Origin of the sequence: Amycolatopsis taiwanensis DSM 45107, from assembly GCF_000519205.1 — a bacterium.
GTDB lineage: Bacteria > Actinomycetota > Actinomycetes > Mycobacteriales > Pseudonocardiaceae > Amycolatopsis_E > Amycolatopsis_E taiwanensis.
Genome location: NZ_JAFB01000042.1, coordinates 56,221 through 80,902, shown reverse-complemented (window position 1 = coordinate 80,902; position 24,682 = coordinate 56,221). Strand labels below are relative to the sequence as shown.

Annotated in this window: 19 protein-coding genes; 7 read left to right on the top strand and 12 right to left on the bottom strand. The window is 63.3% G+C overall.

Features of this window, described 5'->3' with window-relative positions; all coding sequences use genetic code 11:
• The first annotated feature begins 539 nt into the window (after window positions 1–539).
• Together A3CU_RS51570 and A3CU_RS52835 are read left to right on the top strand one after the other, a co-directional pair.
• Entirely contained in the window at window positions 540–1,742 is a 1,203-nt protein-coding gene (locus tag A3CU_RS51570; protein ID WP_084143928.1) for a reverse transcriptase domain-containing protein, read from the top strand.
• Window positions 1,743–1,753: 11 nt separating this feature from the next.
• A complete protein-coding gene (locus A3CU_RS52835; protein WP_156960617.1) occupies window positions 1,754–2,230 on the top strand; it encodes a hypothetical protein in 477 nt (158 codons plus the stop codon).
• A 134-nt stretch (window positions 2,231–2,364) separates the two neighbouring features.
• On the opposite strand, the gene A3CU_RS52830 is transcribed toward A3CU_RS52835, so the two are convergent.
• From A3CU_RS52830 to A3CU_RS54740, 8 genes are all read right to left on the bottom strand, one after another.
• Window positions 2,365–3,672 carry a hypothetical protein gene (locus A3CU_RS52830; RefSeq protein WP_156960616.1) on the bottom strand — a complete coding sequence of 436 codons (1,308 nt, stop codon included), beginning with the start codon at window positions 3,670–3,672 and terminating at the stop codon, window positions 2,365–2,367.
• A gap of 345 nt (window positions 3,673–4,017) precedes the next feature.
• Window positions 4,018–5,649: a recombinase family protein gene (locus tag A3CU_RS47265; protein ID WP_043842959.1), complete on the bottom strand. Its 1,632-nt coding sequence runs from the start codon at window positions 5,647–5,649 to the stop codon at window positions 4,018–4,020.
• 197 nt (window positions 5,650–5,846) lie between these two features.
• Window positions 5,847–6,623, bottom strand: a complete 777-nt coding sequence (locus tag A3CU_RS51565; RefSeq protein WP_156960615.1) for a hypothetical protein — start codon at window positions 6,621–6,623, stop codon at window positions 5,847–5,849.
• 61 nt (window positions 6,624–6,684) lie between these two features.
• Window positions 6,685–7,482 (bottom strand): replication-relaxation family protein, encoded by a 798-nt coding sequence (locus A3CU_RS0129370; RefSeq protein WP_052372387.1) that lies wholly within the window; start codon window positions 7,480–7,482, stop codon window positions 6,685–6,687.
• Window positions 7,483–7,626: 144 nt separating this feature from the next.
• A complete protein-coding gene (locus A3CU_RS47260; RefSeq protein WP_156960614.1) occupies window positions 7,627–9,153 on the bottom strand; it encodes a type IV secretory system conjugative DNA transfer family protein in 1,527 nt (508 codons plus the stop codon).
• Window positions 9,143–10,363 carry a hypothetical protein gene (locus A3CU_RS0129360; RefSeq protein WP_027945289.1) on the bottom strand — a complete coding sequence of 407 codons (1,221 nt, stop codon included), beginning with the start codon at window positions 10,361–10,363 and terminating at the stop codon, window positions 9,143–9,145. Before A3CU_RS0129360 ends, A3CU_RS47260 begins: the two co-directional genes overlap by 11 nt.
• 1,371 nt (window positions 10,364–11,734) lie before the next feature.
• The gene (locus tag A3CU_RS0129355; protein WP_027945288.1) at window positions 11,735–12,100 is read right to left on the bottom strand and encodes a hypothetical protein; all 366 of its coding nucleotides are present in this window, start codon (window positions 12,098–12,100) and stop codon (window positions 11,735–11,737) included.
• A 17-nt stretch (window positions 12,101–12,117) separates the two neighbouring features.
• Window positions 12,118–13,581 (bottom strand): NsdA family TPR-like regulatory protein, encoded by a 1,464-nt coding sequence (locus tag A3CU_RS54740; protein WP_245617404.1) that lies wholly within the window; start codon window positions 13,579–13,581, stop codon window positions 12,118–12,120.
• A 526-nt stretch (window positions 13,582–14,107) separates the two neighbouring features.
• On the opposite strand from A3CU_RS54740, the gene A3CU_RS0129340 reads away from it, so the two are divergent.
• From A3CU_RS0129340 to A3CU_RS0129330, 4 genes are all read left to right on the top strand, one after another.
• Window positions 14,108–14,476 carry a recombinase family protein gene (locus A3CU_RS0129340; protein ID WP_027945286.1) on the top strand — a complete coding sequence of 123 codons (369 nt, stop codon included), beginning with the start codon at window positions 14,108–14,110 and terminating at the stop codon, window positions 14,474–14,476.
• A gap of 414 nt (window positions 14,477–14,890) precedes the next feature.
• Window positions 14,891–15,262 (top strand): GntR family transcriptional regulator, encoded by a 372-nt coding sequence (locus A3CU_RS51560; RefSeq protein ID WP_084143934.1) that lies wholly within the window; start codon window positions 14,891–14,893, stop codon window positions 15,260–15,262.
• Window positions 15,252–16,421 carry a nucleotide sugar dehydrogenase gene (locus tag A3CU_RS51555; RefSeq protein ID WP_084143926.1) on the top strand — a complete coding sequence of 390 codons (1,170 nt, stop codon included), beginning with the start codon at window positions 15,252–15,254 and terminating at the stop codon, window positions 16,419–16,421. The genes A3CU_RS51560 and A3CU_RS51555 overlap by 11 nt, the downstream gene beginning before the upstream one ends.
• A gap of 154 nt (window positions 16,422–16,575) precedes the next feature.
• Window positions 16,576–17,613 (top strand): hypothetical protein, encoded by a 1,038-nt coding sequence (locus A3CU_RS0129330; RefSeq protein WP_245617403.1) that lies wholly within the window; start codon window positions 16,576–16,578, stop codon window positions 17,611–17,613.
• Window positions 17,614–17,845: 232 nt separating this feature from the next.
• Here A3CU_RS0129330 and A3CU_RS47245 read toward each other — a convergent pair whose 3' ends face one another.
• Window positions 17,846–19,876, bottom strand: a complete 2,031-nt coding sequence (locus tag A3CU_RS47245) for a tetratricopeptide repeat protein (RefSeq protein WP_052372384.1) — start codon at window positions 19,874–19,876, stop codon at window positions 17,846–17,848.
• Window positions 19,877–21,216: 1,340 nt separating this feature from the next.
• On the opposite strand from A3CU_RS47245, the gene A3CU_RS0129315 reads away from it, so the two are divergent.
• Window positions 21,217–22,359 carry a hypothetical protein gene (locus A3CU_RS0129315; RefSeq protein WP_027945283.1) on the top strand — a complete coding sequence of 381 codons (1,143 nt, stop codon included), beginning with the start codon at window positions 21,217–21,219 and terminating at the stop codon, window positions 22,357–22,359.
• A gap of 31 nt (window positions 22,360–22,390) precedes the next feature.
• Here the strand turns inward: A3CU_RS0129315 and A3CU_RS47235 are convergent, their stop codons facing one another.
• The 3 genes from A3CU_RS47235 to A3CU_RS0129300 form a co-directional block, all read right to left on the bottom strand.
• Window positions 22,391–22,690: a hypothetical protein gene (locus A3CU_RS47235; RefSeq protein ID WP_027945282.1), complete on the bottom strand. Its 300-nt coding sequence runs from the start codon at window positions 22,688–22,690 to the stop codon at window positions 22,391–22,393.
• Between the two features lie 16 nt (window positions 22,691–22,706).
• Window positions 22,707–23,021, bottom strand: coding sequence for an AbrB/MazE/SpoVT family DNA-binding domain-containing protein (locus tag A3CU_RS0129305; protein WP_084143922.1), 315 nt, complete (start codon window positions 23,019–23,021; stop codon window positions 22,707–22,709).
• A 114-nt stretch (window positions 23,022–23,135) separates the two neighbouring features.
• The gene (locus A3CU_RS0129300; protein WP_156960613.1) at window positions 23,136–24,215 is read right to left on the bottom strand and encodes a hypothetical protein; all 1,080 of its coding nucleotides are present in this window, start codon (window positions 24,213–24,215) and stop codon (window positions 23,136–23,138) included.
• Between the last annotated feature and the right edge of the window lie 467 nt (window positions 24,216–24,682).

The following is a 24,682-nucleotide window of genomic DNA, read 5'->3' as shown; positions in this document are numbered from 1 at the left end:
TGACATCGACGTCCTGACGGAACCAGCGCAACCCCAGCACTGCCTGGCGAAAGCAGGTCAACGCCCTGCTGTTCTTGCGGGTACCACGCTGACGGCGTTCAGCGTGGAGAAGTCGGCTGATGTACTGGGCGAGTTCACGCGGCACGTCGAGCATGGCACGATAGGCAATCACGGGGAGCCCCTGTCCTTGGACTTGATCTTCGCAAATCCAGTCCTATCAGGAGCTCCCCGCCCACACCTCACCGGTACCACCAGCCAACCGGTGCATCACCCCATACCATCACCGCCCAGCCCCCCCACCACCAAGCTGATCTTGCTGAGATCACCTCATTGGGTGATATTATAGAATGGGCGGACGTCACACATTCGAAGGCTGGGGTATGTAATTCGGTGCTCGCGCGAATAGAGGCTGGCGAAACGGTCCCCAAAAATTTCATCATTGTCGATAAACCCAAAGACGCAATCAATGTCAGGCCACTTGCCAGATTTTCGATTGAAGACTACCTACTATATACCGCCCTCGTGGCTCAAATCGCCAAATGCATCGACAGCCACGTGCTGTCTACAGCCATCGGTGGCGTCGAGATCAGCACGGCCTCTGGGCACCCATTCGGTCTTGGGTCCGAATGCAACGACTTGCCAGGCGCAAACTCCGCCAAGGTAAGCGAACACTGCTCGCTAAGACGGACATCGTCTCATTCTACGAGAGCGTGGATTTCGACACTCTGATGAACGACATCGATGAGCTCGAGATTCGAGACTACAACACCGGTTTACTTAAGCTATTTTTGGATGGCTATCAACAGAGCAGAGAAGCTTGGGGACTTCCTCAGGGACCCGAGGTTTCCGGAATTCTCGCAAACCTCTACCTATCACCTATCGACGACTTCCTTGCTCGCAACCGAGTGGATTATTTACGTTTTTCCGATGATATTGACATTTTTGGTGGCGATTGGAGCGAGTTGAGATCAGTCCTCCTCGAGGTTAACCACCTAATGCGAGCACGTCGACTACCGATGTCCACCTCCAAGACACGAATATACGATCCAGCCGACGCCCTGAAGGCTTTCGAGGACTCGGAAAAGGACGCGATCAGTTACAAAGTTCAAACCAAAGGGAAGGCTGCGGCCGCCGCTGTCGAGAAGTATTTCGACAAGGTCGTCAAGGCCGACCAAGTCAGCCCTCGAGACTTCAGATTTGCACTCTACCGGCTAGGGCTGTTGCAAGACAAGCATGCCGTTAGCTGGTGCCTTGGTAACATAGAGCAAAATCCTCATTTAGCCAAGGAAATTTTTGACTACCTATATAAGTTCAAGGATATATCGACCAATATCGGCCGCTACTTAACCCGTATTTCCCGAAAGTCGGATTTGATTACTAATCCAACACTCGATCGCCAGATCATCGAGTTCTTTCTGAGCCGTGACAAAAAGGACCAATACGTGAAGGATCTTGCCTGGGCTGCCATCGAAGACAAAAACAAGAATGTGATCCTTCGTGAATATTCAAGCCGCTATGTCGGTCGCAATTCAGGAAGAGGTGACGGACAGCGACTTATATTTATTTATCAAAATGAGACAGATCTCTTTGTTAGACGCTCACTGCTGATTGGAGCATACGAGGCGAGGTACTGCCCGAGAAAACTACTAGAGAGTCTGTGCTCAGAGAAAACAGACACCCAATGGACGGCGCATTATTTGCTTGATGGACCATCCGTACCATTACCGAGAAATAGGGGGTAGGTAGATTGACCTTGAAGAGACCAGAAGCGGATGCATACCGCAAGGTTCTTGACCGCATCTACCAAAATGCAACGTACACGGCGCAATCGTATTTCGAAGCAGCAAAAGGGGCTCAACTTCTGGGAAAGTTGATCGTATTCGTTCCAGCATTGATTTCGGCTATCGCCGGCGCCCTGGTCGCACTCGATTTTCCGAAAGCATGGGGTATAGCGTCAGCCACCGCAGGACTCGTGTCCGCCACAGGGTCGTTCCTCGGAGCAGAGCGAAAAGCACCGTCCTTCAGAGAATCGGCTCGGCGATACACTCAACTCCGCCACACTACTTCTACAGTCCTAGAATTGTCCAAGTATTACAAAGATATCGAAGAGTTAGCTTCGGCGACAAAGAGCATCGAAGCACAGTACGCCGAAATAATAAGCAGGGACGAACCCATTTCTAATTGGTACTACCGACGTGCATCGAAACGAATCAAAGGCGTTGAAGTGTAGACGTGCGCCAGGTAGGCGCGTCTGCAACCGAGTTACAAGCCGCAACGCCCTGAGGATCAGCAGTGGATTTTCCGGATGAAATCTGATGGACGATTGTCGGCTAAACTTGTAAGGGTTTCTGATCATGATCTCACCTACCTCACAGTTCTATTTTGAAGTTTCCAGAGAAAGTACATGTCAGATAGCTCGACCTGGCCTTTTTCTTCCAGATATTTAGCAAGATTCGCACCCGGAACGGCCATGCCCAACGCAATTCCGGCCGGCAGCAGCAGCGGAATTCCAGCAATAAGGCCAGCGACTACGGCAGTGGCGCCGACTGATACATTCGCGACAGATTTTCGAGTCAGCGCCTTCCGTGCAACACCTAGACGCTGGTCAATGTCATGTAACGCCGGAATAAGAAATTCTTCAACTATACTAACAGCAGCTCCGCTTGGATTCACACTCTGATCGCTTTTCTTAACCACTTCGTTGATCACTGTACGCAGTGCCACACGGAATCGTTCAAATGCGTCGCTCTCATCTTCTCGGATCTTCAGCAGGTCCGAAGCAGAAACTCCATGCAGGATCGGTAGACCAATCTCTATGGCCACATCATTCACAAGACTCCTAGTATCTACCGCAGTCTTGCTACCGCTCCCGCCTAAGATTGACTCAAGAATGGGTGACATCGTCGCCAAAGGCGCGGAGCATTCCGAGGCGATCGCGACATCGGCGGCCGCATAAGTAGCATATAAATCGAATATATTGCTCGATATTAATCTTTTAAGTTCGCCTACTTCATACCCAGCAGGAGATCCTTCAATGCCACCCCGCACAACACCAACGAGAGGATGCTCATAGACGTAATGGAAATGTCCATCTCCCGCCCAAAAGTAATGATCCTCTATATCATGCAGCGTCCCCTCTGCTAAAATTTCAACGATACTCATTCGATCGTCTAGGATCCGCTTGAGTCCCGCGTCTTCGAGTATCGATGCGTCATCACCGTGTCGAACACAAGGATCCGGCTTTTGTCGAAAAACAACGCTGTCAAGAGCACCAATCTTACGGAGGTGCAAGAGAAGAATGCAGTGTGCGCGTACCCTCCCACGCGCCAGATCATCGTCGTTATTCGAAATCATCTTCATGTATCGCCGAGCTGACAAACCCTCAACGATCACTTCATCAAAGTAATGCCACGCCACACCAAACGCACGGTCAATTTCATCAATCAGCTCGTGTTCATCGGCGCCCGTTAATTCGCCGGATAGATCAATCCCCCTACCTGCAACTATGGGATTATTCGTTCGGGGACTTCCCCCCGGGCTCGCGCTTGCCTCTGCCGCTATAGAGTTCAGTTCCTGAAACTTCTCCGGTTCGACGATGACCTTCTCAACGTCGCGAGCCGACCTAATCTCACATGAGTCCATCCACTCCAGAAGCCAATACTTATTCTCCAACTCAAAACCCCCTCGAAGTGTTGCATGAAATCTTTAATTGACTCAATTCTACTATGGCGACGCAATTTCATCCACCGACATGGACCAGAGTCCAGACCTCGCAGAGACCCACCTACCTCGCTCAGGTCCCCCTCAGCCATCGGCATGGTGCTGACCCGCAACGTTTCGAGCTGCACGCCGACAGCCTCGGCTCAACAATGACGCGGGTAGGTGGCGAGACACGGCAGAACCTGTCCATAGACCTGTCCATGAAATGTTGCCGCCGACTGCCAGCCGGTCCCTCAAGCCACCCACTGACGCCAGCCCTGCCTGCCTATCAGCCCTGTGCAATGTGATTTCGGGCACTCATAATCCCTTGGCCGCGGGTTCGAGCCCCGCCCGGCCCACCGATGTAGTCATTGTGCGAACCGTTTCTTTCGGGGCTGTTTCCGCTGGTTGAGCGGTTGCGACCTCGTCTGCGCGGGGTTGGGGGATGCGGAACACGGGCTTGAGTGTGTTGGGTCCGGTGATGGTGACTGTGGCGATGAGGGCTTCGATCAGGGTTTTGGTGTGGTTGTGGCTACCATCGGCGATCACGTCGCCGATGTGATCAGCGACTTCGGCCAACGTTGCCGGGTCGGGTGCGGTTGGGCCGTCGTCGAGATCTGCGACGAGGTGGTCACGGTGGGCGCGGAGTTCCTTGATCCGTGCCCGTAGGCCGGTGAGGCGGTCGGCGACGAGGTCTTCGTCCATCGTGCCGTTCTCGAACGCGGTGAGGTAGCGCTCGATGGCCTGGTCGGTGTTGGTGATCTGGGCGTGGACGGTGGTGAGTTCGGCGCGGCGATCGGCGTGCGTGGCACGGTGTTGGGCTTGCTGGGCGGTGATGGCGTCGGTGATGAGGTCGTGTCGGGTGCGGTAGAAGTCGGCCAGGGCGTCGAGGATGGCGGCGTCTACGGCATCAGCGTTCAAGCGCTTGGCGTCGCACTTGGTGGCGTCGTAGCGGGCGAGGTTCCAGCACGTGTAGTAGCGGTAGGTCTTGTTCCGCCCGGTGGCCCGTGTCCCGATCATGGGCTTGCCACATTTCGGGCAGCGCAGGCGGCCGGTGAGCACGTAGTCCGAGCCGGAGGAGGCGCGGTGGGCGTGGGACTCGCCCCGCGCTTCAAGGATGGTTTGCGCTTTCTCCCACGTCTCGGTCGTGATGAGCACGGGGTGGGTGCCGGTCTTGGTGGTCTCGCGGAATGAGAGTTCGCCGAGGTAGACGCGGTTGTTCAGTGCTCGTAGTACTTGGTGTCCGGACCAGCGTCCGCCGGTGGTGGTGCGGTGTCCTCGGTCGTTGAGCACCTTGGCAATCGAGCGGGTACCGAGCCGATCGCGGGTGTAGAGATCGAAGATCAACCTGACGATCACGGTTTCGGATTCGTCGGGCACAAGGGTGTCGGTGGTCTTGTCCACCTGGTAGCCGAAGGGGCGTTTCCCGCCCTTCCATTTGCCGTTGGCGTGCTTGCGCTCCATGCCGTTGATCACGCGATCGATGATGGTGGCGCGCTCGAACTGGGCGAACATGCCGAGCATCTGCACCAGCATCCGCCCCATCGGCGTCGCGGTGTCGAACGGCTCGGTGGCCGACCGGAACACCACCCCGCACTCTTCCAGTTCGTCGAGCAGGGTCACCATGTCGGACAGGTTCCGGGAGAACCGATCCACCCGGTAGACCAGCAGCACGTCAATCAGCCCGGCGCGGGCGGCACCGAGCGCTCGTTGCAGCCCCGGGCGGTCGGTGGTCGCGCCGGAGGCGTCGTCGTGGAACCGTTTCACCAAACGCCAGTCGGGTTGCGAATCCACATAGGACTCAAGGCGGTTGTCTTGGGCTTGGATGGAGTAGGGCTGGTGTTCGTCGTCGGTGGAACGCCGGACGTAGATCCCGACCCGTACCGTGTCGAGGTCATCGAGGGTGCGGGTGGTCTTGCGGCCACGTCGTTTCGTCGCCGATCGCGTCATGGTTGCCGGACTCCTTGTGTCGTGCGGGCGTGCCGGGGACTTGCCGTGAAACCGCGTTGTGCAAGGTTTCCGCAAGCCCCCGGCACGCTACGAACTATCACTTGAAACCGCTGGTCGCGGCGGTGATCCCCCCGTTGTCTTCATTGTCCCAAATACCGGCGGGAAAGTGAAGCCACGCAACGGGTTTCCCGGCCGTTTTAGGCGGCTTTTTTGTTGCTATCGCTGGTATCGCGGCGGTCTTTCCACTGTCCGATGAGCACGGCCAGCACGGTCACCGCTTGGTCGTAATGCTGGGTGGTCATGGGTTCGGTGTCGATGCTCTCTACCGTCCACACGCTGTTTCGCGTGGACGATTGGTGCAGCGGCAGTACGACACCGCCCGTGTCGGCGTTGTCGGTGTCGGTGGTGGTGTCGCGGGATGGGCGCGGCGTGGAGGCGGGCACGGCGGGTGTCTCCTTGGCGGCATCGGCGAGCAGGGCGGGTGTGTGGTGTGGCGGGGTAGTCACCTCCGAGACAATCGGCGAGAGGGGTTCCGAGACCGGCGAGACTGGCCGAGACTCGCGGTCTCGTCCCGGCGGGACAGCAGAGACCGGGTGTCCCACCTCGTCTCGCCGGTGCGTGCGTGCCGGGACGGGGATTGACCGTCCGTCGGCGAGGTCGAACACGGCACGCTGCCCGGTACGGCGGCCAAGGGCAAGTGCGGCGGCCAGTGTCGGCGCGACGGCGGACACGTCGAGATGTACGCGGCCGGTGATGGGGTCGCGCCAGCCGCCGAACACCTGCCCCGGCAACACCAGCGCGAGCACAGCCGGTGAGCAGGTGAGGAAGTCGGCGAGGTCATCGACGGTGACACGGCGCGGGTAGGTGCGTTCACAGGCCGGATGCACGGACACGGCGTAGCCGGTGCGCACATCGGTTCCGGCGGCGGGATCGACGGTGAAACCCCCGTCCGGCACTGACAGGGCGGCGGCCATCGAGGCCAGCCGCGCAGCCGAGAGCGGACAGCGAAGCGGATGGGTGGCGGGGGCGTGTTGTTCATGCGGCCCTCCGTCGTGGTGCCGGGTGGCGGTGCGCGCCTCGTGCGGCGAGTTCAGTCAGGGTGTGGTGTCGGGTGTGTCCGGCGGGCAGCCACACCGCGTCCGTCGCGGGCTCGCACGGCGCCGAATGGTCGGCGGCGGTGGTGGCGATCAGGACGGGGACCCCGGCAGGCCATCGGCGCGTGATGGCGACGTGCAGGTGCTGTTCCCGCGCGAGGCTGGGCAAGCGGAACAAGACAGGTTTGGTGATACCGGCGCGGGCAAGTTCGGCGTATTTGGTGATCTTGTCGGTGAGGGTGTCGAGGGTTTCGGTGCCGGTGTCGTGTTCGTAGAAGAACCCGAGGGTGCCGTGCGGGTCGGTGTATTCGCCGTAGCCGTCCGGGCGGACGATCCCGCCGCAAGCGTCGGCGGTGATGGTTTCGGGCCACCACTGGCGCAGCACGCACCCATTGTGCGCGCGGGCTGCTCCGGCGAGGCGCGTGAAGAACTCGTTCACGCCTAACAGGTGCTCGGTGTGTGGGGAGTTCGCCAGCCGTAGGACTTTCTCGGTGACGGTCGAGGGTTTCGGTAGTGGGTTGTCGGTGGCGGCAGCGTGCACGGTCGCGCCGACGTGGCCGAGGGTGTAACGCCAGGGCTGGGAGCCGGGCCAGACCTCGCGCCGGAACCGCGCCAGCACCCCACGGTTGTAGAGCGCGGTGAGGCGGTGGCGGGCGTGGTGCGGCGAGCCGAACAGCAGGCGCGTGACCTGTAAGGCAGTGAGTACACGGTGCCGGTCCAGGTAGGACAGCAAAGACATGTCCCGCTCAGTTAAGCCGCGTGAGCGGGCCAGCGCTTCGCCGGCGCTGGCGGGTTGTAGTTGCACCCTCGGGGGTTGGGGGTAGGTATTCCGAGGAAGTTGGGGCACGGGATGACTCCTCCACAGCGGACCTATGCAGGGGGTTTAGGCGGCATCGGGCGGCAACTCGCCAGGCAACTCATAGGTTGCCCACGAATTGTCTGCCGAGTTGTCCACCGAATTGCCGTCACCGAAAGCGTTGCTGGGGTTGGTGTTCCAGTGCTGCCGCAACGCTTGGGCGGCCGTGCTGGCGGCGGGTGTCGTGTCGAGCCTGCGCGCCGAGGCACTGTCGCCGCGCGCCTCCCGCGACAAACCCGTACGTGCCCGTGCGGCCTTCCGTAGCGCCGCGCCACGACCACGCGGTGCGGGTGGCAGCGGCAGGGTGTCCAGTGTGCACGCGGGCGTGTCACGGCCGCCCGCGACGGCGCGGGCGACGACCTGGAACGCCGGGCGGCGGCGTAGGCCGTGTTCGTCGATGTCCGGGGCGACATGGCGCACCAGGCGGCGTGCGTCGTCCGGCGACACCGTGAAGTACACCTTGGTGCGGGCGTTCGCGTCGATCCCTTCGCGCACGTCCGGCGGTAACTGTGCCTGATGCTGATGCGCCAGCACGAGCGAGACCCGGTAGCCGCGGGCCTCGGCCAGGGCGTCTTCGACTCCGATGGGTAGGTGCAGGAAGTTGTGGCACTCGTCCACGACGATCGTCGCGTCCGGCCGCCGCGCGGGCGGCCGGGTGGCGCGGCGGGTGATCTCCTGCCACAACCCGGCGATCAGCAACGAACCCACCAACCGCGAGCAGTCTTCCCCGATGGCTCCCTTCGGGAGCCGGGCGATGAGGATTCCGCCGTCGAGGACGTCGGCGAGGGTGAAACTGGACCGCGCCGCGCCGAGCAGGGTGCGGGCGAACGGTCGAGTGAGCACCGACCGCAGGCGGGAGGTGACCGGCGCGCACAACTGGCCCCGCTGCGCCGGGGTGGCCTCGTTGAAGGCCGCCCAGAACCCTTCCAGCCCTTCCGGTTCGCCGACTTCGGCCAGTACCTCACGCCGAAACCCGCTGTGTTGCAGCAGCGGGACGATATCGGCCAGCGTCGAGCCGTCCCGGCGGATCAGGGTGAGGCAGGCGGCGCGCATGAGGTCGTCCATACGCGGCCCCCAGGAGGCGGCGTAGAGGCGGCGGAACACCGACACCACTCCATCGGCCACCACCTCCCGCAACGCCGGGTCGGGGGCGTGCAGGACGTTGAACGCGGCCGGTGCCGCGTGTTCGTCGGGGTCGAGGATTACCAGCCGATCCCCGCAGCCTTCCGGCAGCCGGTCGATGACGTCTGCGGCGAGGTCGCCTTGCGGGTCGAGCAGCACCACCCCGCGCCCCGCCTCGGCCTCACCGATCACGTGATGCGCCAGCCAGGTGGACTTGCCGACCCCGGTCACGCCTTGCACGTGCAGGTGATGCCGCGCGTCCGCCACGCTTACCCCGACCAGTTCGGCGAGACCGGTCGTGGTCGCGCCGAGCAGCTTCGGAGACTGCCGGGCCGGGTCGGTGAACGGTGCCACCACCAACCCCGCACCGTCGTGACTCGGGTCGTGTCCGCCGTTGCCGTGGTGGCCTTGGCCGTGGGTGTCAGGCCGCATCCCGCTCACCCCCGAACCCCTCGCGGTGGTCGCGTCCCGTACGCCGGTTCGGGCGTTGTGGTGGCCGGGCACGGTGGCGGTAGTCATCGAGGCGCGGAAGTGCGCGGTCGGCCTTGCGTTGCGGCACCTCGGGGTGCGACAGGCCGTGGCTGCCCGGCTCGTGCGGAAGGTGCCACAGCGCCGCGAGTTCGCGGGTGCTGGCGATGAATCCCCGCCCGTGCTCGTAGCTGTAGACCTTTCCGGCCGCGCGCCGGACGCGCAGGCGGGCGGTGACGTGCTCGTCCGTCGCCAGCGCGGCCAGCACCCCCGCGAGATCGTGACTGACCCGCCGCGCCGGGCGTGACTTGCGGCTTCCGGCGACGACGAGTCGCACGGTGGCCCGCAGATGCGGCCCCGCCTTTTGCTTGGCCTCCCGCGCCCGCTGCCGCGCCACCACCACCGGATCCAGTTCGGCCGCCGTCTGCGACGAGGCGCGCGACGACGAAGACGACGACGGGGACAGGAACAGGTCCACGATCGCGAGCAGGCCGCGCGCGATCCCGCGCAACGCCAGGCCGATCCACCCGGCCAGACCGCGCCGGCCTGCCGCGCCCCGGCCACGTCGGCCGGTGCCTCGTGCCGGGGACACCACCACTTGCACCGAGGCGAACAGACCCTCGGCTGCGATGTCCGCCAGGGAGTCCAGCACCGCGCGCAACGGTTCGTCTTCCACCGCGACCGGTCCGCGTTCGAGGCGGTGCTGGTGATCGACCAGCGGAGCCCACGGCCCCTCACGCGGCACCAGCTCGGTCGCACCCACCGAGCCGCGAGGCAACTCGGGCGGCGCGGTCTGGGCCAGCCCGCAACCGGGCCACGCCTGAGTCACCGCGCGCGCGACCACCCGCGCCGGAACGCCACCCGGAACCCACAGGCCCGCGCGAATGCGCCCGTCGGCGTTGCCGGCCCACAGCTCCAGCGCGACTCGCGTTCGGGACGACCGTTCGGCGAGTTTCGCCGCGAGCAGCCGCCATAACGGCACCGCACCCTCAGCGGGCAGCCGGTGCGGCGGGGTGATCTCGAAAAACCGCGCCCCCGCCATCTCCCGCGCGCGCCGCAGCCGCACCACTCGCACCAATACCGCGCCCGCCACCAACGCGAGCACGGCCGCAATGACCAGCAGCGGCCACCACGCCTGGATAAGCGACCACAGCGTGTGCGACACCCACGCCATAAACCCGTTCACCGTCCCCCACGGATCACACGCGAACCGCGCCAGCGGCGACCCCGTGCATGACGACCCCGACTCAGCCGGGGCCGCGCTTGCTATCTCCGGCGTGTTAAAGTTGTTGTGTAGCAACGGAAAACCCTCCCACGAAGACATGCGTCGATGACACGGGCGGGCAGCACGAGCCCACCCGCCACAGAGGCGAGACCACAGACATCTCCTGTTCAGTTGTTCTCAGCACTCGCGAAGCTCACGTCCCGGTCACACCAGCGGCATCCCTCCCTTCAAGCCCCGCACTGCTCTAAAGCGCGGTTACCAGCCGGTTTTTGCAGAACCGATTTCCCGCCCCGCTCGGACACCCACGCGGGGCGCGGCCGGACGAGACCCCGGCTTCACCCCAAAAGGCCGGAAACAACGCCGTTTTTCGACACCAAGCAGCCAACTTCCACCCGGACAGCGCCCAACAGGCCGCCGCGTGAAGCAATACGGGTTTTGAGACCGTTTTGCGACACAGCAACCAATGTGAGGTGCAACACAAGTAATGGGGGCTGGCCGGGCGCGGCGTACGACGATCAGGCGCGCACCCAGCGGGGGCGTACGCGAGGGATCGTCAGAACGCCCGGACGGCGAAAAGATCGGCAGCGCGGAAGCCTTCGGTCTCGGGCACTGTCGCGGATGCTCAAGGGGTCCGGCTCTAGATAGCCGGTACATGAACCCTCATTACCGCCAAGACACCTCATCAGGGTGCCACGTGCACTGGACACGGCCGGGACGCTGCGCGCCACCGGGACCTCAACTCCAGACGCCCCCATTCGAGGAGGGTCGTCCGGCCGGTCAACCAGGGTGGCGCCCGCGCTGCGACACCGCCACCACCCGCGCTACTCTCCTTCCGGTCAGCTCGCGGGCAACTGGACGTCGCAACGTAGGACTGTCCAGAATGCTTGGGTTTATCCCCAAGGTCAATAGGCCAATCGGGTGATCTCGGTGTGTCCGCGTGGTGGGCGCAGCTTCACGCCCGCTAGCTTCCCCGGCTGGACCTCGCTCGCGCCTCGCTGCCGTCGCCGCCTTCTCCGGCTCACGACTGGACGAAGAAGCCGCCAACCCCACCCGTCGCTACACAGCCGCACCGAAGCGTTCAAGGACATCGAGGCCAAGGCTCGCGTCATGCCGCGCTTACGAAGCCCGCGGCCTCGTAGCGTCTCTCATCGGGCAACCTCTGCCCCCACCATCGACGAAGTCGACGACGCGGCACAGGCGGCCTGGACGGCGTCGGCGCCAGTTATCAGCCCTGCTTCAACTTCGTCGACCACACCGACCTTCCGCTATAAAATGATCACTCAAATATCGAAAGATCTCTTGTAATGACAGTGCGGTGCGCTACACGCGAATCGCTTGCTCGATCGTCTCGAAAATGTCGGCATCCGTTTCCTTCTGCCAGTCTGGCAGCTCGTCCCAGTCCGCCACATACCCGGGCTTCGGGTCTGGAATATGCTTGTAAATCTGGGCAATCCAGCACACGGCTACAAAGCGGCTCTTCTGCGTCCGCGTCAGCTTGGCGGTCATGCCATCCGACAACTCCACGAATTGCCGCACCTGCTCATACACCGCCGCAGCACTGGCCCGCTCCCACTCCGGTGTGTCCGCCCACGGCGTGACGTAGCTGCCTTTGGGTTCGCCGGGGTAGTGCTGCTTGACACCAGCAATCCAGGCTTCACGGAAGATGCGGCCGGGTTCCTCGGACAACGCGTGCTCCTTCGGGGCTAGGCAACCGAGACGGTCTCGAGCTGGCCTATCTGCTGGTCAAGGTGTCGAACATGACTGTCCGCGAGGAACGGCTTGAGTTGCGGCCGGAGGCTATGCAGCCTGCGACCGACGTAGCCGGCCGAACCGGTCTGTCGGACAGCGTCGAGGGCCGCGTTGCCGTACATGATGAGCTCATCAGGGTCGCGGCGCTGTATACCGACCAGCGCGAGATCAGCCAGCAAGCTCCCCCGGCGGCGGACGGAGATGTCTTGGCTCAACGCGTCAGTAAGGGCGACTTCGGCCAGCTCGGGTCGCCGCAACTCGACGTAACAGCGACCGCGTTCCTCGGCCAGCCGCGAACCCTCGAAGCGCAGCCAGCCGCTGGTGTGTACCTGTCCGCTGAGCTGGGTGACCCGCTCAGCCTCATCCAACGCTCGCTCACAGGCAGCTATGTCGCCCACCCCGGCGTACGTCTGCGCCTGGACGGCAGCGACCCAATGCCGGGTGGCCAGGCTGGAGTCGCCATGCTTCGCCAGCGCGGCCGCGCCGTCAAGGAGCGGCACTGCCTTGGCGAACTGCCGTTCGTACACCCCGAGGAAGGCGTGCCGAGTCATGGCACAGGCCCAGAGGTCGAAGGCTTCGGCCTCCTTGCCGGCATTCGCCGCCAAGGAGTAGCACTGCGCCGCGTCGGTGTACTGGTTGCTGTCGAAGAAGATTTCACCGCAGAGCTGGAACAGGTCAGCCGCCAGCACGCACAGCCGCTGGCGAATGGTCGGGACCTGTGGGGCTTGCAGCGCCTGCGCCAGCACATCGAGCTGCCTGCGCACCATCGGAAGGGTCAGCCGCTTGGATTTCGATGACGAGAACGTCCGCCAAAGTTGGGCGTTCACGCGGTCGTACTCGTCGACGGTAGCCACATCCAACCGAGCCGGTCTCTGTGCAGCGGCGGCCAAACGCTCGAGATCCAGCTGGGCAGCGGCCGGAACGGCGAGCAGGCTGCCCGCCAGGCTCAGCAGCCGCAAGACTTCACGTCGGTTCACGTCGTCCTGCCAATCATCTTCACGAAGTCCCGCATCTGCGCTGATGGCGAGAACGGACGTACCCGGGAGCTTGAACCACAGCAGCTCGGCCGGTATACGGAGGACACGAGCCCACTGCATGAGCTTCGTGAGGTCATGCGGGGCGGAGCCGTTCTCCAGCCGGCTGAGCTGCGTCTGGGTGAGCCCGCACCATCCGGCAACCACGCCTTGCGGTAAGGGTCGGCCGTGCCAAGGGTGGTAGCGGTATGCCTGGATGACCAGGCCCATATGCCAAGCATTGAGCGCGTCGCGCATCTGGTCGGTCCGCCAGAACTCGGGCGGCACCTCGGGGGCGTTCACCAGGGCATTCCGTCGCTGTTCCAGACAGGCGGCACAAATCGGGTCACGGTGATCCTGGGCAAGCCGCGTCCCGCAGCGGCAGTAGCGCGCGGACTGACGCATCCCCATATCGTAACCGACCCTTACCGTGAGTAACGCGGTTCTACAAACAGTGTAATCAACCTACGCGGCGAAACGGGCCGTGTGTATGCGTCCGACGCATATCTTCTAGCCGAGGATCGTGATAGTTGGCCGTGACGTCAGGAGCGAGGCTTTCTGCCAGGCACCCGGTCGCGGGCGACTTCCCGCCTCCCCGGCCACAGGCAGGCTCCCGCGCCATCGCCGCCATGGCCGACCAGTCCTCGAGACCGGGTGTCGCTCCACTACAACCGAGAGGAGCGGCTATCCATGACCACACGAATGGGCGAGCGCCACACCCAGGTGTCAACCTGCGGGCGGCGCCGCATGAACAGCCTCCACCAGACGCGCCCCGTCCGCGTGCCAGAACCAGCGCAGCTCTACAGCCTGATCGTCCTGTACCTCCACCTGCACGCTGTCCAGCCAGACAGCACCCGGTGCGCGAGTTGCGGCATGACATGGCCTTGTGAGCAGGTACGGCTGGCTTGTCGGCTGCGGGACGGGTTCTGACATGCCCGACCGCGAACGAGCCGTGTACTACGGCTACCTCCACTCTGAAGAGGACCACGGCACCGCGGTCGAGGCCGCCTACGAGGCACTGGTCTCCTGGTGCGTCGACCAGGGCCGTTACTTGAGCACCGTGTTCCGGGATGTCGGGATCAGCTCTTACTCCTTGCGACGGCCGGGCTTCACCGGCCTACTGGACGCGCTGGAATTGCCGGACAGCGCAGGTGTCGTGGTGATCGACTGGAGCCATCTGTCGCAGTCAAAGTCAGTGGCCAAGCGACTGGCCTTGGCTGTCCGGCGCACGGGAGCAGTGCTGCTCCTCCGGGACAGCACGTTGCCGACAGAAGGAACCAGCACCACTTCGCTGGCATGAGCGCGCTGGCCTGGTTCGAGGCCTTGACCCTTGCGTCGCCTGTTATGTACCTGTTGGGCCTCTTCCTGCGCATAAGGCGACGGCTGCGGTTGGAGGCCCGGGCTAGGAGCGAACGGTCAGTGGCAGCCATTGCTGCTCGGATTGAGCGCGAACAACGACAAACCGAACCACGAGTGCGCTGGCCGCGGGCTGACCCGGACCGAGGAGCCGTCCGGGACGACCGGCCAACGGCTGTTCTGCCCAATAGACAAGTCAGCCGGTCAGCAGCCACATCTGGACGAGGCACTGTGCCTCTGCGGGGCTCGAAGAACCATCGGAGCCCGTACCAATCCTAGCCACGGTGTGGAACGCAACGAACGTCCATCCACGAGTGACGATAAACGACATTTTGAAGGAGGAGAAGTAGTGTCACTCATGAATTACCATCTTGACCGTAACGCGATACGTTATCTCTACCAGGAGATGGTGGACCACATCGCACATCGAATCGCCTCCGGAGAGCTTGCCCCAAACCAGGTATTGCCCGCAGAAGTGGATCTCGCGCGCCAATATGGTGTATCTCTCGGCACCACACGTCGAGCCACTGATATTCTGAGAAAGCGCGGTCTTGTCGTCACACTTCCGTGTAAAGGGACGTTTGTAGTGGCCCCACAGGCCGCAGCTGCCGAGGAAACAGAAGGAACCTCGAGGGCGATTCGCGACGATCTCGGAACGAGTACATCGTCTTGCGGTCGGGTCCAGTCGGGGGACGCTGGGGCGGCCAAGGAGATTCACGATGGTCACTGATGTCGTAGTCGTCGGGCTGGGGTACACCGGCCTGACCATGGCGGTTGCTGCGGCGCGTGGCGGGCGCAATGTCGTTGGACTGGACAGCTCGTCGGTGCGAGTCGCTGAGATTATCGCAGGTACGCCGGGTTGCGGGCTAGCCGCTGTCTCGGACGCCGAACTCGCGGGTCTGTTGACAGGATCGTTAAAAGTCCAGGCTGATTCCCCGCCTCAAGCGGGAGTGCATATGCTCTGCGTACCGAGTAGAGATCTCGTGGGCGCGGTGGACGTCGTGGCCGGCTCTCTACGTCACGGTGATCTTGTGATCATACAGAGTACCTGTCCGCCAGGGTTCATTGATGAGGTCGTCATTCCACGACTCAGGCAGCACACGAAAGCCCGAGTTAACGTTGTCCATTCTCCAGTTCGACTCGACCCCGGCCGGGATCGGAGTATAGGCGTTCCGCGGGTCATTGCCGGGGCGACGGCAGAGTGTCTGTCGGCGGGAATGCGGTTTCTTGGTGACCTCGGGGAACAGATGGTACCCGTCAGTTCTATTCGTGCCGCGGAGCTGACGAAGGTCTTCGAGAACACGTTTCGCCTGGTCAACATATCCCTGGTGAACGAACTGGCCGCCGTGTGCCGGGGGTTCGGTGTGGCGGTAGCGGAGGTGCTGGCTGCTGCCGCCACGAAACCATACGGATTCCTCCGACACGAGCCCGGTCCGGGTGCCGGGGGTGATTGCGTTCCGGTATGCGCCGAGTTTTTTGCGGAAGCAGCAGGTCGACACGGCTGTCTTGCCGAATCGGTGGAGGCTGCGATTGCAGTGAACAACGCGATCCCGAGGAACATCATGGGACAGCTTTCTCTTCGTGGACGCCGAGTCGTCGTTGCTGGCGTGACCTACAAGCCCGACGTAGCCGACGTACGGAGGTCGGCTGCTGTGCGACTCCTGGAAGAACTCAAGGCACAGACCGAGGTCGCGTATCACGATCCCTACGTGCCACAACTGCGGTTGCGCGATGGCACCGTGTTGCGGAGCACGCCCGTTGCGCCGGGCGTCGCCGACGTCGTTTTACTGGTGACGAGACATCTCAAGATGGACATCAGCGGTTTCGGAGCATCGGTTATCGACTGCTCCAGCGGATTCCCCTGCGCTGTGCGGACCCACGATGCTTGACCGGTGGATTCGTGGACCGATCGGGCTTGATTCCGAACGACGTGTGACGCGGGCAGGTTGTCGCACGGTACTGGTGGTAATCCCCACGATCGCCGCTGGGACCCGGTTGAGGGATCTGCTGTCCCTGTTCCAGAGCGACCACAGGATCCAGACCTTGTACACCGTTCCCGATGAACACGAGTCTTGGCACGGTACAACCGAGTTCGCGACCTCAAGCGGCGGCTTGGTGATTCCGTGGCACCAGGCCGTCAACCACGAATTCGATCTGGTGCTCGCCGCCAGCTACGCCGAACTCGACCGGATCCGCGGTCGGATCCTCGTCGTACCACACGGCGCCAGCAGTCTGATGTCCCGGAAATACAGCCGGAGCGCCGGACCGGCCGGGCTACCGCATTCTGGACTCGCCCGAGAAACGCTAACTCACAGGGGACGTCTCATACCGGCGGCGTTGGCATTGACCCACGACCACGAGGTGCACGTGCTGCGAAACTCATGTCCAGAGGCACTACCGGTGGCGGTGGTCGCCGGCGACATCTGCTACGACCGCTTGGTCGCCAGCGCACCTATGAGGGGCGATTACCGCCGCGCTCTTGGCATAGCCGACCATCAAGAACTCCTCACGATCAGTTCGACGTGGTCTACGGAGTCCGCATTCGGCCAGCATCCCGACCTGTGCCGACGACTGCTGAGGGAGGCTGGTCGTGGAAATTGCCGGGTTGCACTCGTGCTGCATCCCAGCGTGTGGGCTGTGCACGGCAGATGGCAGGTCACGACATGGCTGGCCGACTGCATCGAGGACGGCTTGCTCGTGATCCCGCCCGAGGAAGGCTGGCGCGCCACGGTGATCGCCAGCGACGCGGTGATCGGTGATCACGGATCCACCACCCAGTATGCGGCTGCCATCGGGAAGCCCATCGCGCTGGCGACCTACCCGGAGAGGGCCATCCGGGTCGGAAGCATCGCTGACCGCGTTGCCCGAGTGGCGCTTCGGCTTGATGTGGAGCGCGCGCTGCTTCCGCAACTCCGGCGGGCCGAGCCGGACGATGGACACATCGCCAAACTCGTGACCTCGCGTCCTGGCCAGGCGGCCGCGATTCTTCGACAGACCATGTATCGCCTACTCGATTTGGCCGAGCCTGAGTGCGAGGCGCGGCTGCGACCGGTGCCATCGCCGAACCCGGTCACGCTGTGAATCGAGGAGGGACAATGCTGCCGCGCCGATGCCAACTGGCCGACGTCGTGATCTATTCACGCGCACCGTCCGTAGAGGCGGCGTCCGAACTCGCCGCGGTTACCCTCGCCGAGTTGACTGGTTGCGTCCTGGTCGCAGCAGAGGTAACCGGCCAGGGTGTACTTCTGGCCGCCCGACCCGATCAACGGGCACTCACCCCGCCAGGCGACGTTACCCAGGTCGCCGTCGCGGCCTACGAATCACTGCTACGCGGCAACGGTGTTCTCGTAAGCCGCTCAGCGATTTCAGCTGCCTTCGGATCGCCACTGCTGGAGTAGATGCCATGCGCCGCAGTCCAGTGTTCGCGTGCCTCGTCGACGTCACCAACCTGCGAGACAACGTCTCCCAGCACCACAAGCACCTCTGCCTGGTAACGAGGTGAACCGAGCTCGTCCGCGATCTCCAATGCCTCGGTCAAGAGCGGCACCGCCTCCGACTCCCGACCAGAGCGGAGGTACACCGAGCCAAGGATGGTCAGAGCACGCGCGTACTGCGCGCGGTCCAACTCCGACAGGGCATCGGCTGCCTGCCGCAAGGCGACGGCGGCCTCGTCGTAGCGTTCGAGTTCGGCGAGCACTTCACCGATCCGGCGTTGGCACAAGGTGACAGCTCGCTGAGTGCCGATCACCTCACGGATCTCCTTGGCCTGCATCAAGCAGGCGAGCGCACCCTGCAGATCTCCTTTCCCTTGCAGAGCTCCTGCCAGCTCGGAATGCACGGCCGCCTTGGTGAACTCGTCATGCGCCTGTTCTGCCAGTCGAAGCGCCGCGTGACTCTCCCGAATCGCATCGTCATAGCGGCGGAGGTTCGTCAATGCCGAGGCCAGCTGAACGCCCAGGCGGGCCTCAGCAGCGGCGTGACCCGCGCGACGCGCAGCCGGTATACCCAAGGCGTGCATCTCCAGCCAGTCGTCGTAGTGCCTGGCATGGAGGAAGAAGCCCCAGAGCGCTTCACAGAACTCCCAGGTGATCGAGTCCCATCCGTGCTCGTCGGCCGATCGGACGGCGAGCAAGATGTTGTGGCGCTCATCTTCCAGCCACCGCAGTGCCTCCCGATGGGATGCGAATTCGGCCAGAGGCCGCGTGTGGAAACGCGGCCCGACCCGCCGCCGGGTGGGACGTAATACCAGGTCAGCGGCCACCGACATGTCGAGGTACCACTCGACCATCCGCTTGAGGGCGGCCAGCCGTTGAGCCTCCGGTTCCTCCCAGTCCGCCTGCTGGCGGGCATGCAACAGCAAGAGGTCGTGATAGCGGAACCGGCGATCACCAACTTCTTTGATCAAGCTTCTATCAACCAGCGCACTCAGGATCTCGTCTACGTCCTCGGCCACACCGCCCAGCGCGGCGGCAGCGACTCCGACGCCGAAAACCGGACCGGGATGCAGCGAGCACATCCTGTAGGCCCGTGCCTGCTGAGCCGGCAGCTCCTGGTAACACAAGTCGAATATCGCCTCCACCGACCACTCATCCAACGCCAGGGTCGCCAGCCGAGCGTCGCTGCGCAGAGCCCCGAGCTCCCGAGACACCGAGCGATGCGGATACGCCGCCAGCCGAGCGCCGACCACCGACAGCGCGATGGGCATCCCGCCGCACAGTTTGGCGAGTTCCTCCGCCTGACTTTCTTCGCTACCCAGTCGACCGGAACCGGCAATCTTGTTTAGCAGCTCCACCGAATCATCCACCGAGAGCGGATCCACCTCGGCAAACCGGGCGCCGTTGAGGCTCAGCCCGGCCAACCGAAACCGACTGGTAACCGCGACGGCGCTCCCGGCAGAAGCCGGTAACAGCGGACGGACCTGAGCTGCGGAAAACGCGTTGTCGAGCAGCACCGCCACCGCGCGATCGGCCGTCACAGAACGATAAAGCGCGGACCGGTGCGCCAGGCCGACCGGCACGTTCCCCACCCGCACACCGAGCGCCGACAGAAACCACTCCAGCACGCTCTCGGGCTCAACCGGACCATCCGGCGCAAACGCCCCGAGATCCACATAAAGCTGACCCCCGGGGAACCGGTCACGAAGGTCATGCAGCAAACGCAACGCCAGCGTCGACTTACCAACCCCGGCGACTCCGCTGATCACCACGACCGGCGGGCCGGTCTGCTCCTCATCAATCCACTGCCGCAGCAAGGATGACTCCCGAGTCCTGTTGGTGAACGACCGTGGTGGCGGCGGCAACTGCGACGGCACAGGAAGCTCAGACACCACCTCGTTGATGACCACACTCCCAATGGTCCCCGCCTGAACCACCGGGCCCTGTACATCCCCCGACAGGTCGTTCCGCGTAGATCTCCCGCCCGTCCCCATGAGTTTGCATCCCTCCGATCGGCACTTTCGCCCTCAGAGTCCGGGCACCGTCGCGAAATACCAAGAGACCGACCAGGTGAACAGCGTGATCGTTCTCGGGCCGCAAAGTTGAACAATCACGAAGGGGGAACCCAGATGTCAACAACATTGAGCCGTCCCCAGCTCGGCCCCGCATGGCCGTCTCAGGCTGTCCGGCCGCGCGGAGTGCGCGTTCGCGATCGAGCCCTCGTTCATTCCGAAAGGGGTGGTATCGAGAGCCGTGTACGCGCATCTTCGAACTGGTCAAGGCTGTGGTTCCGGCCGGCGAGCAGCAGGTGGTGACGTTTTCCGAACTGACGCAGACGCTGCGGCGACACGAGGTCGACTGGCCCAAGATCGGGGTGTAGGACTGGAAGGTGACCCGTCGAGGAGCTGGTCCAGGCGCCCGTGCCCGCCCTGTACCTCTTGTTGTCCCAGTACGCGCACATCATGCTGTGTACCGCCGGCATGGACAACAGCTACATCTATCGCCCTGACGGGCAACAGGAACGTCTCCTCGTGAAGTTTGTAAGTTTCATCCCAGCCGCAACCAGCCACGCGAATGTATGAGGTCTGGCCCGCACACACCTCATCAAGCGGGGGCGGGGGGCGTGGCGTATGGACGGTCACGGGACGGGTGGCTCTGCCGGCGCATTCGAGCTCCTGGATGTAGGCACAACAGTCCGTAATCAGCATAGTGCGCAGGCCGGGAATTGGGCCGTTCTGGTGAACCGCGGCCTGGCTACGGAAGAACGTCGGTATTCCCCGTTACCGTCGTCGGCGAGGCGGTTCGTTGGTGCCACCGGGCTGCTCTCGGCGGCCCTGCCTGTGCTGGAGGAATCCGTGGTTGATGGTTCTTCCCCTGTTGCCAAGCTGTGCGAGCTGCCATGCTGTCTGGCCGAGGCGGTGCGCGCTGTCAAAGCCGCGCTGACAGGCTCGACCTGGATCCGTTGGGGGGCGAGGGGATAGTGTCTCTGGAGAGGGTCTACGCCGACCCGTATACACGGGCGGAGCTAGGCGCGTCCGGGTTGGTGGAGGTGACTCGGAACCTGTGGCCTGTGAACTGCCAGACGTGCGGTGGAGCGCTGGGTGAGGACTCGCCGGCACTGGTTGTGTTCGACCGGCCGGAGCAGGTGGAAGCCAGTTTGCATCATTCGCAGTGTTGCCCACCCCAGTGGACGCGGTTGCGGCAGCCGTTCCGCCCGATTTCGCCGAGTCATTTTGGCGGACTTATAGCGGTGGCCACCGGAGAGGACGGGGCGACTGTCGAGCCAGTTCTGCTGGTGAACCCGTCGCGAGAGCGGGTGCGGATCGTGCAGGGCGAGCACGGGCATTGGATCGCTGCCGGCGCTTATGAGTGGGAGTCGCGCGGCCTGGTACGGGTCGAGGAAACCGGGTGGTTTTCGAGTGCCGCGGTGGCCGACGCGCATGCGTGGTACACCGAGGGCACTCTCACTATTGACCTCGGCGAGATGACATGGGTGTTCCGCGACCTGGCGAACGAATCCGACAAGCTGCATCGGGCGTTGGTCGAGTTGGGCCGCGTCACGCTGGGGATCACGACCGCGATCGACCCGGAACAGATGGGAGGCCAACAGGCGCTGGTGCGCGCCATCAGCGCGGCTGACGTGTTCTTCGGCGCAGTGCCGCTCACCTTGGAGGAGGTGCCGCCGGAGTTCACCGCCGGACAGGGGATGCCGGACGACTTCGACGCGCTGTTTCCGCCCGGGCGGGAGGCGATCGAGTTGCCGGTCACACCGTGGGCGGGACCATCTTATGATCCGGCGACCGGCACCTTTCAGCTTGGTCTCGGGCCCGACGGCCCGATGCGGCAGGCACTCAACACACCTGGGGTTGGGGTGCACAGTGGGTTGCTCGTCGGACCGCCGGAATGCGGTAAGACCAACGCACTGCGGATCACGTACATTGAGGCCCTGTATGCTGATGTGTTCTACCCTCTACTGGCTGATCCGCTGGCTCGCAACGGGCACGGCCAGGCGATCGGCAGCAAGCTACCTGAGGAGATGTTCACCGACACTTGGGACGGCACTGTCCAATTCCTCGAAGCGCTGGCCCACATGGTCGATTACCGGGCCAGGACGGGCGGGTTCACCAATCCCACGAAGGAAGCACCGGGCGTACTGCTGTTCCTGGAGGACGCCGACAAGGTTTTTACCGACGCGCGCCTCGCCGATTTGGCATTTCACAGTGTCACCGTAGGTGAATCTGCTGGAGTGGGCATTATCGCGACGGCCGAAAAGATCGACCTGGAGTGCTTCTCCGGCCGCCGGGACCTGATCCTCGCGTTGGGCCGCAAGTCGCTACAAGCGTTCTCTGAGAAGGCCCTCGCCCAGTTCCAGGTCTACCGGTCACGCGGGTGAACCAATCCGTAGAGCCGTCATGACGGCCAGATTAAGGACGTTTAAAGATCTCATGGGTACCGACCCGGCGCCAGATCACATGCGGCTCGCCGGGCCGCTGTTCCTCGCCATACTCGAACGTCGCGCGCCCATCATCATGCTCCCAGCTCATCTCCCACACGTTCGGGGTACTCTTGACCCGTTTGACCCGCAGGGTGTGCCGGAACTGGCCACCGTTGCGCAGGTCTGAGACAAACTGCTCGCGTACGATCTTCTGAAATGCCGCACGCTGCTGGGAAGTAAGCTTCTTCAAGTCCGACCGGAACTGGCTGGTAGGCGCGAACGTCGGCACGACCTCCCGCCCGTAGCTAGCCGTCGGCCGCGAGGTCGGCAAACATCGCATCGATGTCGTCGTACACGGGCAGACCTCCAGCAGCGATCTCCTCGCTCGCGGCGCGTTCGCCTTCCTGCCACTCGGACGTCCAGAACCACTTCTGGTCAGTGGGGATGCTCGTCATCGAGCGCAGGACTACGTCGCCATCGGGCAGCACGGTGAAGGTCACCTCGTCGTCCTCGCCGATGTGCAAGGCTTGGCGTACCTCGGCGGGCAAGGTGACTTGGCCGGCATGCACATGTGCCCGGCTTACGAACTCTTCCTCACCGTGCGCGTGGGGGTGGCTCATCACTCATCCCTCCCCAGCGGTTTACCCTTCCGCTCCATACTGACGTGCTCCTCGACGAAATACCACAGGTTGCCAGGAAAAACACACGGCAGGTGATTCCCCTGTGCAGGGGGATCACTCTGTATCGCTGGAGGTGCGCACAGTGTCGTCACTGGGGGTGGCGGCGAAGCCATGCATAGTGATGAACCTCTCACTGTCGGTGGTGGGCGCTGTGTGCCAGTCGACCACGTTCGCCTTCGCACGGAGCCGGATGACCGATTCGGCCCACTCGCGCATCGCCGGTTCACTGGCCGCGACGACCGGGACTCCACCGTCACTGCGCGCCAGGGCCTGGACCAGATGCCACCCGTCGGTGTGGCGTCGCAGGAAATACATCCGGGCGGACAGGGGGTCGAGCAGGAAGCGGGCGTGTCGGTCGCGCGCGACCGGCTGCCACTCGATCGGGATGCCTTCGGCTTCGGCGGGGCCCCGCCACGGCGCGTCGATATGCTGCCATGCCCACTCAACCGCCTGGTCCTCATCAAGGTGATCGACCGTGGAGGCGAGCAAAGGGCCGACGGTGGCATGGTCGGGTGACCAGTGCAGGACATAGGTGGTCAGCGCAGCTGGCGCCGACACTTGCCGTAGCGGTGCGTGATTCTCGGCACCACGCACGGTGATCCACCCGAGATGCAACTGTCCGCTGGCCAACATGTGACCGAACTGAAAGTAGCTCAGTGGGTCCTCGGGGTTTACTGCGGTAGTCAGGGCCAGCGAGATGCCGCCCTGTTCATGTACAGCGTCGGCGACTGCACGATCGATGCTGCAGCTCCATACGTCTGGGTAGTCCTTGAACTGAACCTCAATGAAGTCGCGCACTACGCGGGCACTCGCGTGCGGGACCGGGTCAGGCTGTGTGACATCGATGAACTCCAGGCTCGACGGGCGTAGCCCCAGGGTGTCCCACAGGCGGTGGCTGAGCCTCCATTGCCCGTCCTGGCGCGGTTCGATCGTCACCTGTTCCAGCGAGGGGTTGACCAGCAGGATTGGCCGGGCCGCGTCCTCGTAGGGTTTCGTTGGCATCAGGAACGCCTGCGAGCGCCAGGTCAAGTAGCGGGCTGCTGATGTTCTCGGCGACAGCGACCATTCCGGTCTCTGACACTTTGAGTGATGCACGTTGGCGGCGCCGAACACAATCAGGTCGGCGACATACAAGCTCGCAGGTGTCCCCGGTTCCAACGGCTGCCCGCAGGTTTGGCAGTCCACCGGCCACAAGTTCGCCCAGACCTGCCGCAGGCCCTCCACGCCCAACCGCTCCACAGTCAGCTGATCAACGGCCAAGTGCTGCGATAAGTCCGCTGGCAGTAGCACCGACTCACCCGACCCGCGCTTCGCGCGCCGGCGGGACCGTTTCCTCGTGTTCGGCTTTGGTTTGCGCTTCTTCGATTCAGGCACAAACCTCGATCGTAGGGCCGAACGTTGACGGGACGCGTCCATTGGCGGACCAACGTAGCCATTCTCAACCGAACAGCCTAGTGTTCGGCCTCCGACGCACCTGGGGCTCAAAGTCCCAGGGGACCACGAGACGTTCCGCGGCAGACCACCATCTCTTGATTAGCCGCGCCGTGATCAGGACACATCCACCAGCGAAACACCCGTGCCTACGGCACGGCAAGCTCGGT